At 25.0% G+C, this 17,592-nt stretch carries 11 protein-coding genes; 8 read left to right on the top strand and 3 right to left on the bottom strand.

Going from position 1 to position 17,592, the window contains the following annotated elements:
* Positions 1–390 precede the first annotated feature (390 nt).
* On the top strand, positions 391–1,080 hold the full coding sequence (locus D2845_RS01160; protein ID WP_110858213.1) for an Mbov_0400 family ICE element protein: 690 nt from the start codon (positions 391–393) through the stop codon (positions 1,078–1,080).
* 346 nt (positions 1,081–1,426) lie between these two features.
* Here the strand turns inward: D2845_RS01160 and D2845_RS01155 are convergent, their stop codons facing one another.
* Positions 1,427–2,476 carry a Fic family protein gene (locus D2845_RS01155; protein ID WP_231992792.1) on the bottom strand — a complete coding sequence of 350 codons (1,050 nt, stop codon included), beginning with the start codon at positions 2,474–2,476 and terminating at the stop codon, positions 1,427–1,429.
* 483 nt (positions 2,477–2,959) lie between these two features.
* Between D2845_RS01155 and uvrA the strand changes: the two genes are divergently transcribed.
* The 7 genes from uvrA (at position 2,960) to rpsD (ending at position 12,793) form a co-directional block, all read left to right on the top strand.
* Positions 2,960–5,791: an excinuclease ABC subunit UvrA gene (gene uvrA / locus D2845_RS06110; RefSeq protein WP_110858211.1), complete on the top strand. Its 2,832-nt coding sequence runs from the start codon at positions 2,960–2,962 to the stop codon at positions 5,789–5,791.
* 97 nt (positions 5,792–5,888) lie between these two features.
* Positions 5,889–6,830 carry a prolipoprotein diacylglyceryl transferase gene (gene lgt, locus D2845_RS06105; protein WP_002880965.1) on the top strand — a complete coding sequence of 314 codons (942 nt, stop codon included), beginning with the start codon at positions 5,889–5,891 and terminating at the stop codon, positions 6,828–6,830.
* Between the two features lie 46 nt (positions 6,831–6,876).
* Positions 6,877–7,794, top strand: coding sequence for an NAD(P)/FAD-dependent oxidoreductase (locus tag D2845_RS01140; RefSeq protein WP_110858210.1), 918 nt, complete (start codon positions 6,877–6,879; stop codon positions 7,792–7,794).
* A 4-nt stretch (positions 7,795–7,798) separates the two neighbouring features.
* On the top strand, positions 7,799–9,412 hold the full coding sequence (locus D2845_RS01135; protein ID WP_110858209.1) for a hypothetical protein: 1,614 nt from the start codon (positions 7,799–7,801) through the stop codon (positions 9,410–9,412).
* A gap of 7 nt (positions 9,413–9,419) precedes the next feature.
* Positions 9,420–10,976 (top strand): hypothetical protein, encoded by a 1,557-nt coding sequence (locus D2845_RS06100; RefSeq protein WP_231992791.1) that lies wholly within the window; start codon positions 9,420–9,422, stop codon positions 10,974–10,976.
* Between the two features lie 258 nt (positions 10,977–11,234).
* Positions 11,235–11,972: a hypothetical protein gene (locus D2845_RS01125; protein ID WP_110858207.1), complete on the top strand. Its 738-nt coding sequence runs from the start codon at positions 11,235–11,237 to the stop codon at positions 11,970–11,972.
* Positions 11,973–12,190: 218 nt separating this feature from the next.
* Positions 12,191–12,793 (top strand): 30S ribosomal protein S4, encoded by a 603-nt coding sequence (gene rpsD, locus D2845_RS01120; RefSeq protein ID WP_110858206.1) that lies wholly within the window; start codon positions 12,191–12,193, stop codon positions 12,791–12,793.
* Between the two features lie 107 nt (positions 12,794–12,900).
* Here rpsD and D2845_RS06095 read toward each other — a convergent pair whose 3' ends face one another.
* Complete coding sequence (locus D2845_RS06095; protein WP_110858205.1) at positions 12,901–15,159, bottom strand: MAG6410 family transglutaminase-related lipoprotein; 2,259 nt, start codon at positions 15,157–15,159, stop codon at positions 12,901–12,903.
* A 288-nt stretch (positions 15,160–15,447) separates the two neighbouring features.
* Entirely contained in the window at positions 15,448–17,355 is a 1,908-nt protein-coding gene (locus D2845_RS06090; RefSeq protein ID WP_420811656.1) for an MAG6410 family transglutaminase-related lipoprotein, read from the bottom strand.
* Positions 17,356–17,592: the final 237 nt, after the last annotated feature.

The raw sequence follows: 17,592 nt of genomic DNA, 5'->3' as shown, positions 1-17,592 counted from the left end.
ACAAGAAATTACAAAAATAGAATTATTAATAATAAATGTGATAAGAAATTAAAATTAGCTTTTTTTATAAAAATCAAGTTTATTTTTTAAATCAAATGAATTTTTAAAAATTAGACTAATTTAATAAACAAAAAATAGTTTTCAAATTAAGTTTAAATAATAATCTAATGGAAAAATAAAATATTTTTTACATTTTCTAAAAATATATAGTAAAATTTAGATATAAATATATTATTTGATATATTTATAAGATTGGCGGTGGTGGTTCTTGCCGGCCCTGTCTACCATCTGAGATGACGAAATAAGGAAGTAGAACTAAAAAGCAGGTCAATAATAAACTTGCTTTTTTTTATTCAATTTAAATAAATAATCTTAGGAGAAACAAACATAATGAATAATGAAATGATGATTGGTATAGTTTATAAAAAAAGGAATAAAGGAAATAAATTACCAATAGCAAAAGATAAATATGGAAATCTAATTGAAGGTCATGGTACAAATAGACCTTATGTTATCTTTTATTCAGATAAAAAAGTATACTATCTTAGTCTTAAGTCAATAACAAATCAAAATAGGATTCAAACTAAGAATGATAAAACTAATTTTATATCTAAAATTGATACATATGGCCAAGAAAAAGAAATAGCTATCAATTGTTCAGTTATTAATGTAATGGATCGAGACTTATTTGAGAGTTTATATGTTGAAGATAAAAAAAATAATTTTCAAACATCACCGCAAATATATGATGAAGTTATGAATATCTTATATAAAAATATCAATTATATTAAATATTTTGAAGTTGATCATTTTGATTTCAAAAATAATAATACGATTTGAAAAACAGATGAACAAGCAATTAAAAATCAAAAAATATGTGTACCAATAATAAAAGCTTATGCTAATATTGACAGAAAAATAATTGATAAATTGAAACAAGACCCAAAAAAGTTTTATCAATATGTTGAAGATGTTTATAAAAAAGTGGGTGATAATAATAAAAAAGTAAATGATAATTATAAAAAAGCAAATGATAATGATAAGGAAGAACTAGATAATAAACGACCCTTAAGGTTATAAAGTAAGATAATTTGATCTTAATTTTAGATTAGATTGATAAATTAGGTGTTTTTTTACAATGAATACTATTTAATTATTAAATTAAAATAATTAGACTACTAAGTAATTAGTAGTTTTTTTTAATATCTTTTTTTCTTAAGAATGCAAATAAATACCTAATAAGAAAAATACAAACATAATAGTTTGTATTAGTCTAAATTTCTTGTTTGGAAGTTTGACTAGACCAATTTCTCAGCTAAAAACAACCAAAACTAACTATATTTTATAAATATATTTTTATGAAATAAAAAATTAATGATTTGATAAATTGTTTATTAAAAAAATATTACTTAATTTTAAATTTATTTTATTTCAATTTCGTATATCTGATTTTTTTACCAATACCTTTTAGTTTTATTTCTCCTAATTGAACAAGATTTCTTAACGATCTTTCAATTGAACTTAAACTTAATGTGGGGCAAAGTTCACAAATATCTTGTTTACTAAAACTTCCCATTTTTAATGAAATAGCTTTTCTTACAATATCAATTGCTAAAAGTTTTTCTTCAATTACAAAAGACTTATCTTTTAATTCTTTGTATCCTGCAAGAATAATCCCTAAGATATATTTTATAAAAGGAATAACGTCTTCTTTTTCTTCATGTCAGTTAATCCCTGCAATTTGTAATGCTTGATAATAATCAATTTTAGTATTGGCAATTAAAGATTCTAAAGAAACATATTTACTTACAAAAAATCCGCTTTTATATAACAAAAGTGTTGTTAATAATCGACTTATTCTACCATTTCCATCATTAAAAGGATGAATACATAAAAAATCATGAATAAAAATTGGAATCAAAATAAGCGGTTCAACTAAAAAATTATTAATAGCTTGGTTAAATTCATCACATATTTTTTCTAAGGCAATTGGTGTTTCGAATGGTGAAATAGGTTTAAATAAAATTTCTTGATTGCCATCTGCATAATTTATAGTGATGTAATTTTGAACATTTTTTATTTTACCAGCTAGAGGATTATTAGTGTACTTTAACATTATTTTATGCATTTGCAAAATATAGTTTTTTGAAAGAGGAAGATCTTCAAAATTATCATTGATTATATTTAAAATTTCTTTATATCCCATAATTTCTTTTTCATTTTTATTTCTTGGCAAAATCTTGTTGGCCATAATTTTTTTAAATCTTTGAGTTGTTGTAATAATTCCCTCAATTTCATTTGAAGTCATTGTGCTAACGTTTTTTGTATTTTCAACAAGTTGATCCAATTTTTTTGATTCTTGTTTAATAAAAAACTCAGTTTTTCCTTTGTAATGATAAATTGCTGTGATTAAACTTAGTATTTCTGAATCTCATTTAATTTCATTAATTTTTGAATAATCAAAATTTCGCATCATTATCCCCTTATTTTCCCTTTAAATATACCATAATTTAAGGGCAAAATCACAAATAAAGGGAAAAATAAATCTTCAATTTGCATATAAGTCAATCAATTTAATAAAAAACAAATCTTAAATAAGATTAATATTTATATTTTAGGACATTAAAATTGGTCATGTTCAAAATTAGGTGGATAAGTATTTAAAGTACTAATTTTAATTTGACTTCTTATAAATTTTGTATTTATTTTTTAAGCATTTTTTTAGAGTAATACAACTAAAAATAATTATATGTTGAAACTATAATTGAATATCTAATTAAATTGCGGTTCATAATAATTTTTTAATAAATAAATTTATTATTTTTATTAATAAGTCTTAATTATAATTTTCAAAAATTAATGATGAGTTTCAAATAAAAATGATGTTTAAAAAACGTATTAAGATTTAAAATTTATCTTTTAATTTTAAATTTTTTTTATTGAATATAATTTAATCAATATGAAAGATAAAATAATAATCAAAAATGCAAGAGAAAATAATCTAAAAAATATTAGTTTAGAAATTCCTCGCAATAAATTTATTGTTTTTACAGGACTATCTGGTTCAGGAAAAAGTTCACTTGCATTTAATACTATTTATGAAGAAGGAAGAAGAAGATACGTTGATAGTTTATCAAACTATGCCAAACAATTTCTTGGTGGATCAAAAAAGCCAGATGTTGATAGTATTGAAGGACTAAGTCCAGCAATTTCAATTGAACAAAAAACAGTTCATAATAACCCTCGGAGCATTGTTGGAACAGTAACTGAAATATATGATTATTTGCGGTTACTTTTTGCAAGAATTGGTAAACCTTTTTGTCCAAATCATAAAAAAGAAATCACTGCCCAAAAAAGCAGGGATATTATTAATCATGTTTTAACCCAAAAACCTGGTTCAAAAATATTCATTATGTCACCAATTGTTATTAACCAAAAAGGTTCATTTGCAACAGTTCTAGCAAAACTTAAAAAAGAAGGTTTTTTAAGAATTAAAGCAAATAATGAAATTTATGAATTAGAAAATGAAATTAAACTTGACAAAAACAAAAAATGAAATATTGATTTGATTATTGATCGGATCACCCTTTCAGAACAGCAAGAAATTAAATCAAGAATTTCTGAAGCAATTGAGATTGCCTTGCAATATTCAAATGGTTTGGTAACAATTGAAGTTCTTGATGGAATTAAAAATACTTATTCAATTTATCACAGTTGTGAACATGGTGATTTTGATATGCCCAAAATCGAACCACGACTTTTTTCATTTAACTCACCAAATGGGATGTGTTTAAAATGTAAGGGTTTAGGTATGTTACAAAAAGCTTCTTGAGATCTGATTTGTCCAGATAAAAATTTATCAATTAATAAAGGTGCGATTTTATTTTATAAAAATTTCATGAACACGCCAAATTTAGAATGACAAGAATTTGATAAATTACTAAGTTTTTATCAAATTGATAAAAATTTGCCAATCAAAGATTTATCAAATTTTGAACTTGAAATTTTAAAATTTGGTTCAGTTGAAGATATTACATATACCCTTATTGCTGAAAGTGGTAACCGTTATGAAAGATCAAAACATATTGAAGGATTATGTGAAAAAATTGAGCGCAAATATTTTGATACATCTTCAAATGACGCAAGAGTTTATTATTCAAAATATTTAATGGATATGCCTTGTGATGAGTGTAAAGGTAAAAGATTAAACAAATTTGCTTTGGCAACCAAAATCAATAACCTTGATATTTTTGAAATTTGCAATAAATCAATTGAAGAGCTAAAAATAATTTTAAATGAGATTAAGTTATCTGAGATGGAAAAAGAAATTACAAACTTAATTTTGATTGAACTAAACCATCGCATTGATTTTTTAATTAATGTTGGATTACAATATTTAACACTTAATCGAAAAGCTGAAACTTTATCAGGTGGTGAAGCACAACGAATTCGTTTAGCCACACAAATTGGCGCAAATTTAACTGGTGTTTTATATGTTTTAGATGAACCATCAATTGGATTGCACCAAAAAGATAATGAAAAATTGCTAAATTCATTAAAAAAAATGGTTGAATTAGGCAATTCCTTAATTGTTGTTGAACATGATGAAGAAACAATTCGTGAGGCTGATTTCATTGTTGATATTGGTCCAAAAGCCGGCGAACATGGTGGTGAAGTTGTTGCTGCTGGAAATTTAGAACAAATCATGAATGAGCAAAAAAGTATCACAGGACAATATCTAGCTAAAAAACTTGAAATCAAGATTCCTAAAAGTCGTCGTTCAGGAAATGATAAAATTTTAAGCATTAAAAATGCTTCAGCAAATAACTTAAGAAATATTAGTGCGAAATTTCCACTTGGCAAATTCATTGCTGTAACTGGGGTTTCGGGGTCAGGAAAATCTTCATTAATTAATCAAGAATTAGTCAAAGAATTAGATACATTTTTTAAAAATCCAGGAAATTATATTAATCAAAAAAATAAATTATCAGGATATTTAGAAATTGATAAATTAATCAAAATTGACCAAAGTGCAATCGGAAGAACACCACGTTCAAACCCAGCAACATATACTGGAGTTTTTGATGATATTCGGGAAATTTTTGCAAATGTTGAAGAGTCAAAAATTCGTGGATATACACGTTCAAGATTTTCTTTTAATGTTCCAGGAGGTAGATGCGATAAATGCGAAGGTGATGGTGTGATTAAAATTGAAATGCATTTTTTACCTGATGTTTATGTTACTTGTGACCATTGTGATGGTCAAAGATATAATTATGAAACACTTGAAATTAAATACCATGGTAAATCAATTAGTGATATTTTAAATATGACTGTTGAACAAGCTTATAATTTCTTTTCTTTAAGATCTAAAATTAAAGATCAACTTCAAACATTATTAGATGTTGGACTTGGCTATATTAAATTAGGCCAAAATGCAACAACACTATCTGGTGGTGAAGCTCAAAGAGTTAAATTAGCAACTTATTTACAAAAAAAACCAACAGGAAAATCATTATATATTTTAGATGAACCAACAACAGGACTACATTCATACGATGTCCAAAATCTTTTAAATGTTTTAAACCGAATTATTGATAATGGCGATACAGTTATTGTGATTGAGCATAATTTAGATGTCATTAAATGTGCCGATTATATTATTGATTTAGGACCGGGGGGCGGAAGACTTGGTGGGCAAATTATTGCAACTGGAACACCTGAACAAGTTGCTAAAATTCCCGAGTCTTACACTGGACAATATTTGAATAAAATCTTAAATAATTCTTAAATTAAAATATAATTTATTACAAATTTATTTTAGAAAATAAAATAAATTAAATTTTAATAAAACTTTCTTAATTGAAATGAAAGGAGAAAAATAGCAAATGAAAGATTATGCTGGTGTTAGTTTACAAATTGGTCCTTTTTATGTTTATTCATTAACAATGATGTTAGGAATGTTGTCATCAATTTTGACTGTTGTTTATTTTTGAAAAAGAGAGAAGTGACCTTTTGATCAATTAGCAATTTTAATTTTTATTGCTTTACCAACAGCAATTATTGGGGCAAGACTTTTCTTTGTAATTCAGCAATTAATCGAACACCGCGGTTGAGTCAATGGACCATGATATAAAATGTTTTTTATCTGAGAAGGTGGATTATCAATCCATGGGGGAGTAATTGTTTCAACAATTTGTTGTATTGTTTATGTTGTTTTTGCAAAAAGTGCCAAGACAATTGATCTAAAAAAAGCATTTTCAATCATTTTACCAGCTGTTTTAATTGGTCAAACAATTGGACGTTGAGGAAACTTTGCAAATCACGAAGTTTATGGTCAAATCATGCTTGAAAATTCCTTAGCATTTAAAATCTTGCCGCAAATAATTCGTGAGCATATGTTTATTAATGGACATTACCGTTTACCACTATTTTTATATGAATCAGTTGCAAACTTAATTGGATACATCATTCTAGTTTGAATTTTAAACAATTACAATTGATTAAAACCAGGAACAACTGGAGCACTATATATTTTATACTACGGAATCGTTCGTTTTGGTATGGAACCACTACGTCAAGATAACTATAATATTTATAAAGTAATTTCAGCTTTATACATTATTACTGGTTTGGTGTTGTTAGTTTTATTTGAATTTGTAATTAAACTAAATTACAATGTTTATAAAATCTATAAATACAGAAAAGAATGAACACATAAAGTTTTTTATTTCATTGTATATGAACCAAAAGAAGCAAGAAGTAAATTATTAAAAAGAGATTTTGAAAAAAATAGATTTATTGAACACACTGAAAAAGCTCGTGTTTAAAACTAACTAATTTTTATTTTTTAAATTTATTTTTGAAGGATAGAAAATGGATAACAATAAATTCGATGTTTTAATAATTGGTGCAGGACCAGCAGGATTAACTGCAGCAATTTATTTAGCAAGAAATGGTTATGATGTTGCTTTTATTGAAAGTCATGCTCCAGGTGGAAAAATGATAGAGCAATCAAAAATTGAAAACTACCCTGGTTTTGATTACATTAGTGGCACAAAACTTTCAATCAATATGTTAAATCAAGCCAAAAACAATGGTGCAAAACAAATTTTTGGCAAAGTAATTGAAATAAAAAGTCTTGCTGACAACCAAAAAGCAGTTTATTTAGAAAATGGTAAAACCTATTTTTCTGAAACAATAATTATTGCTACTGGAATGATAAATTTAGTTCCAACACAAGTTGAAAATATTGATAAATTTACAGGCAATGGTGTTTCTTATTGTGCAATTTGTGATGGTGCTTTGTTTAAAAATCAACCTTGTGCAATTATTGGCGGTGGTAATTCTGCTTTTGAAGAATCAACCTATTTAGCTTCAACTGCTTCAGAAGTGCATATTTTTGTTCGGGACGGAATTATTGCTGAAGCTAAATTGGTGAAAGATGCAAAAAAACATAAAAATATTTTCATTCACGAAAATTCAGTAATTTTAAAACTTGAAGGTGAAAAAAATCTGGAAAAAATTGTTTGCAACATTAATGGTCAAATCCAAGAAATGACAATTAAAGGTGTATTTCCCTACATTGGTTTTAAAGCCGCAACTTCTTTTATTAAAAACAAAAATTTATTAAATGAAAGAGGTTTTATTGTTGTTGATGATAATATGGAAACAGCTGAAAAAAACATTTTTGCAATTGGTGATGTTGTTGCCAAAGGAATTCGGCAAATTACAACTGCCACAAATGATGGTACAATCGTTGCGAAAACAATTTCATCAAGAATAATTAAATAGTTTTATGAAAAATATTACAAAAAATAAATGACTTCTTTTATTAGCAACAACAACCCCAATCTTATCAATGAGTTCAATGTTTTCATTATCATGCACAAACACCGAAAATCCGCAAGTTTCATTAATGATTCCATTTGTCGAACAAGGTGAGAAAAAATCATATGATGCAATTGTAAAAATTGTCAATCGTTTTAATAAAACTTTACCTGAAAAATATGCTTCAAACCAAATAATTTTAAGAAATGATTTCAATAAACGTGGTGTTAATCATAAAGTTAATTTAGAAATGAACATCAAAGATTACCGCACACCATCTTTAGTGCTTTCATATCCTTCAATTATTCCTTCAATCAAAAGAAATAATCGCTTAGTTAATTTATCTGAAATTGCTAAAAAAAGTTCAATTGAAAATAAAGTTCTTGATTATAATAATCGTCTAGGTTTTAATAATCAAAATGAAATTTTTAGTTTACCAATTGGATTAGCTTCAGAGATTTTGATAATCAATAAAAAACTTTTATGCTTTTTTTTAAAATCTTTATATGATTTCAACAAAAATAAAAACATTAATAACAAAAATATTTTGAATATAGAAAAATCAAGCGAATGGTTTCCTTTAATTAAAAAAGAAAATCATTCAAATTTTAAAAAACCGTCAATTGAATTTAATGAAAATGCAGTTAAAAATTGGGATCTTGATTTAGGAAATGATATTTTTGCAATCGATGATAATTTCAAGCAATTTTGTCATTTAATAAAGAAATCATTAAATAAAAAAACTTTTGAAATTCTTTATGTTCGACATCTTGAAAATTATATTTATGAACAATTGTTTAAAAAAGCAGATTCTGATTACGCTAAATTTGCGATAAATTACGATGAAAATTATAACTTTGATTTCAATCGCCTTTTTGGTTCAAATCCAAACGAAGAAAATCAATTTAAAGAAGTTATCAAGGAATTTTATCAAGATTTAAAAAATCAAGTCATTCAAATTGAAGCAACAAAAAGATTTCAAAGAGAAACATTTTTAGAACATCTCTTTGTAATTGTGACAACAAGAATTTATTCGGCCAAAGAAGCTTTAGATTTTTTTAAAAAACACCAACATGAATTTATAATCAAAACCCCACCAACAAAAAAACACACACAACAAAAAAATGGTTCATATTTCATGCAAGGACTTTTTTTAGCAGGAATTAGATCTGATATTGTTGAAAAAAATGAAGTTGTTAATGAGTTTTTAAAATGGTTTTATGATAAGGATAATCTTCTTGAATGGCAATATGGTGACAAAAAAGTTAAATTAAGTCCAGTTGAATATCTTGCTTTAAATTTAAATTATGTTTTTCCCTCACAAAATTTTGAAGAAGTATATAAAACCTTAATTAATTATGAAGAAGAAAAAAAGGTTAATTTATTGCTGCTAGATAATCTTAAACAAACAAATTTAATTTCATTGACGGATTTAGTTGATTCTGAAAATATTAATGAAGAATTAAGAAGAGCAATTAAAACGTATATAAATAGTAATTTATATTACAGCGCACGGGATAAAATTGATGATGAAAAAGCAGTAAATGATTTTATTAATAAATTAGAAATTGCAATCAAGTAGGTTAAGTATGAAATGAAAACTATTTTCCAATCATTGAAAATTAGAGAATGAAGAGCAAAAAAATTTTAAAACAAAAAATCACCATATAATTGCCCCAATCAAAGATGAATTAAATGCTTTTAATGAAGAAACAATAAAATTACTTGCTCAAGCAATTGTTAATGTTTTAAATAAAGATAAAATCTTTGAAATAAAAATGTTGATTGCCAACGATGGCAGTCATAAACTTTTAGCAAACTTTGAGAAAAAAATGGTGAATGTGATTTCTTTTCAATGTGGAAAATTATACACTTATGAAAAAAACCTACCTGTATCTGAGGCATTTTTAAAATTTACAAATGATGCAGCAGATGCTTTTTTAATTAGTATCTATCTTCATAAATATAATCATCATAATAAATATGCAATTTCTTTTTTTAATAAAGATAATGAACCAATAAACCATAAATTTATCAAAAAAATTTTGGAAGAATATAAGAATTTGCAATTTGAAGATATCAAAGAATTCATTGATGAATATCAAAAACTTAATTTCAATAAGATTCTTAAAGAATACACCGATTTTATTTTGCAAAAAAACTTTACAAAAAACCCCAATCATCTTTTAAAAATTGGTGTTATTAATTCGAGTTTACAAAATACTTTTGTCAAAAGAATCTTGGGTAAAAATGATATTGCTTACACAGTTTTAAAAAATAAAAATAAAGAAGAAAAACCTCACTTACTTAAATTTTCATGATGACATTATTCAAATTTAAAAAATGTTGAATACATTATTAAATTTTCATATGATTTTAAAAAACTTTATTTATATAAAAGAAATTATCATAAAAAACTTTGTTTACAATATGAATTAATTGATATTAGTGATTTAATTAGTAATTACTTAGCTTTTATTAATAATTACCATATTAATATCAACAAAAACTTTCAACCGATTAAAAACCTTTATACATCATATTTTATTAAGCAACAAAACATCGAAGAAATTGCTGATAAATTGCAATTAAACATTAAAATTGATTGGGTTTTTAATCCTAACAAAATCATTGATCAAAATTCTTTGTATTTTGATGAAGAATATAATGTTTTTTTATCTAATTCAAAAAAATATGGTTATGATGCATTTGCTTTTTTAAGCGTGATTGTTGATATGCTTAATTATTATCAAACTCAGGAAATGAAATATGATGATATTTGTGAACAAAATCTTGTTTTTCAAAAACAATTTCTTGTTTCAGAATTTAAATATTATTGCGATTTTAAAAACCTAAGTGATTTTGAAACAAAACTTTTTGTCCAAGACAAAATTGGCCAACTTAAAGTTAATTCAATTGAAAATATCACGAATTATTTCAAAAATGATAATGAAAAATATATTGCCAAATTTAATTTTGCTAAAAATGAATGAATGAGCATCATCTATGATTTCAAAAATGAAAATCTAATTTTCATTATCCATGAAACAAATAAAACAAAAGGCAATATTGCTAAAAAAATTAAAAATTTTATGTACAAATTTACCAAAAAATACCACAAACCCTTAATTGATTTTAAATTTTAGGTTAATAGCAAAACATTAAAAAATCAAATTTATTGAATAAAAAATCAAAGAAGAGTTTTAAAATTCTTCTTTTTTTATAAAAAAACTACTTAAAATTACATTTTTTTACAAAATCTTGCTTATTTTTAACTATTTTTTTTTTAGAAATTACTTTATAATGCTTAAGTTTTAATTTTAATTTGTATATCAATGTTAGATATTTTAAAAAGAATCAAACAGAGTATTTGATTAAAAAATATCTTATTTTAAGGAGAAAAAATGTTTAAATTTAAAAAAATAAGTATGTTATTAGGTTCATTTGTAGCTATCTCACCAATCATGATTGCTGCTTCATGCGAAAAAAAGAATGAAAATAAACAAGATACAAACAAAAATAATAATCAAAATAATTTAATGTTAGATGCTCAAAATAATAATTCAAATAAAACACAAGATTCAAAAAATGATAATAAAGATTTAATGTCACAAGCTCAAGGTGATGATCCAAATGTAATATCAGAATCAGAAAGTAAAAATGAAGAAAATCCAAAATCATCTAAAACTAATAAAAAAGATGACCAGAAAAAGGATTTAAATAATAAAAAACCATCAGCTAATATTAAAAATTCAGGAGAAAAAAGAAATGATGAAAAAACTCCAAAAGTTATTATAAAAAGCCATGATCCAAAAAATAGAACTATTGGTGACTTATTTAAACTAGTTAAGGAATATTCTAATGAGTTTGTAAAAACTATAGGAAATGACTACGAGTTTTTAGGACATTTAGCTTATAATAGTGGAAAAGAAGGAAAATTGTATGGTGAATTATTAAAACTTTCAGGAGAATTAAATAAATATAGTTCATATGAAGATACTAAATTCCAAGAAATTATTAAGAAAGGAAAAAGTTCACCAGAAGATCTAAAAAAAGAATGAAAAAAAGTAGTTGATTTCTATGAAAAAGTAAAAAATGAATTAAATAAAAAATATGATGAATATAAAAAATCAAAAAAATAATTCACAATAATTATTGTTTAAATTCCTTAATTTAATTAATATACATTTAAATAAATTAGGATATAATTTTATCGCATTGACACAGCATAATAATATTAATTAAACGTTTTTTCTTTGCTTAAAATTTGAGAGTAAGTTAAGCTGTAACCCGAAATCATTAGAGAAAAAAATATAGTTAAGAATTATTAAAATGTCTTTGCATATTGGAAGGAAAAAATATGTCAAGATTTTTAGGATCAATTTTTAAAAAATCGCGAAGATATGGTACATCACTTTTAGAAAATAATAAAGAATTCACAAAAGGTAAAAAAAGAACAACAGCCCCTGGACAACATGGTGCTAGAAGATCTAAACCATCAGATTACCAATTGCATATGTATGAAAAACAAAAAGTAAGATTTATGTATGGTTTAAATGAAAGACAATTTAAAAACTTATTTAATGTTGCTGCTAGAAAAAGCGGGATTACAGGTACTAATTTACTTCAATTAGTTGAATCAAGATTAGACAATTTAATTTTTAGAGCAGGATTTGCACGTACAAGAGCACAAGCAAGACAATTTGTTAATCATAACCACGTTATTGTTGATGGACACAAAGCAAATATTCCATCAATGATTATCAAACCAAACTCAGTGATCGAAATTAAGTCTTCATTGCAAAACAATGACGAATTAAAAAAAGCACTAGAAGTAATGGAAACTGCATCTTGATTAAAACGTGAAGACTTTAAAGTAACATACACAAGATTACCTGAAAGACATGAATTTGCTAAAGAAATTGATGAATCATTAATCGTTGAATATTACAACAGACGTTAATAAAATAATTAATTGCAAAAAATCCGCACTATTTAGGTGTGTGATTTTTTTAAAAAATTTAAAACAAAAAAAACCAGCAAAAAACTGATTTTATTTTTATTGATTTTTTAATATAAATTAACTTCATGAATTTCAGAAGCTAAAGTATTATTATTGCCTTTAACTCTAAATTGATAAGTATTGCTTTTTAGATTTTTAAGTTTTGTAGTTTTAATTGGGATTCATTTTTCAGATCCTTTAACACGAAATTCCATTGTATTATCAACCCCAATAATCATGCCATCAAATGCCTTAACTTTATTATTAATGTCACTTGCTTTTGGTAAAGAAATAACTTGAATATCTGATTTAAATTTATCAAAATTATCTTTTACTCGAATTGAAATGCTTCCTAATATAACATCATTAATTTGATAATTATCGTGTGGAATATTTTTTCATTTTCCAAAATTGTTTCTATATTCCATTTTTTCACTTACACCACTAAGAACAATTGACTTAGGTCCATTTGCATAGACTTTTACCTTTGGAGTTTGATGTTTTTTGACATCAAATGAAACTTTATGCTGATTATTAAAAATAAACTTATAACCTTGTTTTTTTATTTCTAAACCAACGTCCACATTTCCATATTTTTCAAAATTATCAAGATATAAAATATAGTCTTTACCACTTTTTTCAATTTTTTTAATCATTGCATTTTTAACCTTGAAGTTTTCTGGTAATAAATTAATATTATTAATATCTTCAACAAAACTTACTTTAATTGTATATTCTCCAAGTATTTCTTTTGGGACACTATGTTTATGCACGTTAAATTTTATGTCATTAATTTTTTGAAATTTAAAGTTGTTTGCAAATTGATATCTTATTTTTTTGTAATTCATTCAACTAACATTTTTTATACTACGATCAAGAATATTTATCCCTCTATTTGTGAAAGCTTTTTCAATCTCATTCAATTTTTTTTCTTCAGCATAAAACTCAAATCATCTAGGAATATTATTTTCATCTGAATATTTAACATCAAATAAGGCCATTGCTTCATCAGCGCTTTTTACAAAATTATTTAACTTTAAATTTCTATAACGTTGACCCATATTATCACTTAAAACATTATAAAATGAGTTTTCCTTTCCAAAATCATCATCATGCATTAAAAAGAAATTATAGTTTGCTTGATTGTTTGATTTATTCCCTGTTCTAGCACGATCTCATGTTGTATCAACATGATATCATTCACCATCAATCTCAACAAGATTTCAAACATGACGTGTAACATATCCTGGAAAAAGTGCCTGATTGCCTCCACCAGTTATAATCGAAACTGGAACACCTAATTTTTTCATTAGAATTCTAAATGCTTTAGCATAACCATTACAAATTGCTCTTTTATTAACCAATGCGGCATAAGCTGTTTCATCATCTTGGGGAGTTGCTTGAAGTAAATATATTACATTTGTAACCATTCATTCATGAGCTTTAATTACCTTTTGCAATGTTGGAAGATTTTTTCAATCAGATATTATTTTTTCTGCTTCTTGTTCAGCAATTAATTCTTCTTTAATATTTCTAGTTTCATCATTTGAAGCAACTTTAACTAAACATTGATATAAATATCCTTTATATTCTGCTCAAACTTCAGTAATTATTTGGTTTTCTTCATGTGGTTTCTTTCTAGAAACAACCCCACTACTTGTTAAAGTCAAATATGATTTATCACCCTCTTTTTCGGCTGCAAAAACGTCAGTATATGGAATTCTTGTTTTTTGAAACCAGCGAACACCGGAAACTTCTCTACCAGTTTCTTTTTCTAGTAATTTGAGTTTCACTGAATCTTGTCCATCGCCATAAACGGTTACATTGTTTTTTTCTAAAACATATTTAGGATGTGCAAAATAATTTCATGTTTCCATTTGATTTTTAATTCTTGAAATTATTTCATCTTCAGATAAATCTTTTGGATTGTATTCTTCTTCTATTTGTTTTGGATAAAAATTATCCAATTCATCATTACTTGGAATTGGAAAAATTGGTTGAATTACTGGAGTTAATGGAACTAAATCAATTTTGTCATTATTTTTTTGATCATTTGTTTCAACAGGTTTATTTGGTTTTAAATCATTTTTATCACTTGGTTTAATGTTTGGTTTGTTTTGATCATCATTGTTATTGTTGTGATACTCTCAAATCTTATCATTTATTGAGCCATTGTTTGTTGCATTATTAATTCTGTCATTATTTGCTTTATCATTTTCATTTGTTGAATTTATTCTTGGATTTTTACAACTTATTGTTGTAATTCCTAAACTAAATAATGATCCTAATGCAAGAAAAGCTAATGTTGATTTTTTTAACTTTGGCATTTTAAACTCCTTTTTTGAAATTATGAAATGACAAAATACTATCTATCATAGTCATAATATAAATTTTAATACCAAATTAGTTTTTTGTAACAATTTATAATTCACCTTTTTAGATACTTAAAATAAGGCAAAAAAATCAATAATAATTATTTTTAGTTTTTTTTGTAAGAAATATTCAATTTGTATTTTTGATATAAAAAATAAGCGACATATTCATTATGTTTGAATATTATCGCTTAATTGAATTTAACTTTTTTAATAAATTGTTTAATTTTTAATTTGTATTTATTACAAAGTAACAATATAACTTTCTGAAGCTAAAGTATTATTATTCCCCTTAACTCTAAATTCATAAATATTTTTTGGTAAATTTTTAAGTTTTGTTGTTGTAATTTGCATTCAACTTCCTTGATCTTTAACACGAAATCCCATTGTATTATCAACACCAATAATCGTGTTGTCAAAAACTTTAATTTTATTATTAACATCTCCAGCTTTTGGTAAAGAAATAACTTGAATATCTGATTTAAATTTATCAAAATTATCTTTTACTCGAATTAAAATATCCCCCAAAATGACATTTTCTATTTTAAAGTTATCATGTGTAATATCTTTTCATTCACCAAAAGTATTTCTATATTCCATACCATTATCAACACCACTAAGAACAATTGAATTAGGCCCAATTGCTTTAATTGTTGCATTTGGAGTATTATGTTTTTCAACATTAAATGTAAATTTATTTTGACTGGCAAAATCAAATTTAAAGCCATATTTTCTAATTTCTAAATCAATTTCATTTTCTCCAAATTGAGAAAAATTATCAAAATATAAAATATAGCCGTCATTAACTTTTTCAATATTATTAATCATTGCATTTTTAACAATAAAGTTTCCAGTTTTTAAATCAATTGTGTCTGAATCCATTTCTAGTTTAATAGCATATTTACCCAATTTTTTATTAGATATTTCTTCTTTTATTGCTTTAATATTAATTATTTGTTTTTTATCAAAATCTAAATTCTTAAAACTATATCTAATTTTTTTATAACTCATTCATCGTGATGTCCCAAGATTAGATATATTCTCTTTATCAATTTCAAGTCCTCTTTTTTTAAAAGCATCCTTGATATTTTCTGAAAGAGTCACATCGCCATAAATATCTAATCATGGTTTATCTTTTTCAATTTTTAATGAATTATTACCATATTTTTGGTCAAATATAGCTAATGCATCATCAACATTTTTGACAAAGTTTTTAAGTTTTAGATTTCTAAAACGTTGACCTAATCTGCTTCCATAATTATGACTAAATTGTTGTCCTCTGCTGAAATCTTTATCATGAATTAAAAAGAAATCATATCTTATTTTACTTGAATCATTTTTTCATTCTGGAGAACGATCTGATGTGGTGTCAACATGATATCATTGACCATCAATCCCAACTAAATTTCAAGCATGACGTTCAAAATGATTTGTATGAATTCTTAAATCCATTTGTCCAGTTACCATGATACATGGAATATTCATTTTTTCCATTAACATTTTAAATCCATTAGCATACCCTGTACAAATTGATCTTTTTTCAACTAATGAAGAATATGCTGTTTGGTCATCTCTTAGATTGCCTCTATCTTCATAAATGACATTTGTAACCATTCATTCATGTGCTTTTTTGATTTTTTCTAGTGTTGAAAAATCTTTTCAATCTTTGACAATTTTTTCTGCTTCTGCTTCTGCTTTTTTGATTTCATCATCATTTTTAGTTTGAGCATCTGATCTTACATGAACTAAACAACGATATAAATAACCTTGATATTCAGCTCAAACCTCAGTAACTCCATGTTCTTGTTGATGAGATTTTCCTTTTATTTCTCCACTAGATGTTAAGGTAAGAATTGTATTTGAGTCTTTATCTTCATTCGCTGCAAAAACTTGATTAATTGGATATTTAATTCTTTGAAATCATTTAACACCAGTAACTTCTTGTTTGGTTTTTGCATCTAGTAATTTAAGCTTTACAAAATTTTCTCCATCCCCAGATACAGTTACTTCATCATTTTCGAAAACATAATTTGGATGTGAAAAATAATTTCAAGCATACGTATCACTTAAAATCATTGATTTAATCTCTTCAACACTATAATTTTTTGGCTCAAATTTTTCAATAGTTTGTCTTGGATAATAACTATTTAAATCACTTGGAACTGGAGTGATTGAATCATTTGATGGATTTGATGGAAATAAATCATAGTTGTCTTTTTGATTTTTATGATTTGATTCATTAGTTTGATTTGGGTCTGGGTTATTTTTTTCATTCGGTTTATTTTGATTATTTTGATTATTATAATATTCTCAAATCTTATCGCTTGTTGAATGTTATTGGAAGATTGATTTCTTCATTTTGTCTTTGATTATTTGTATTTGTTGCAT

The organism is Metamycoplasma alkalescens (genome assembly GCF_900476125.1).
Classification (GTDB): Bacteria; Bacillota_I; Bacilli_A; order Mycoplasmatales; family Metamycoplasmataceae; genus Metamycoplasma; species Metamycoplasma alkalescens.
Note: the sequence above shows the minus strand (reverse complement) of the source record. Positions and strands in the feature narration are given on the sequence as shown.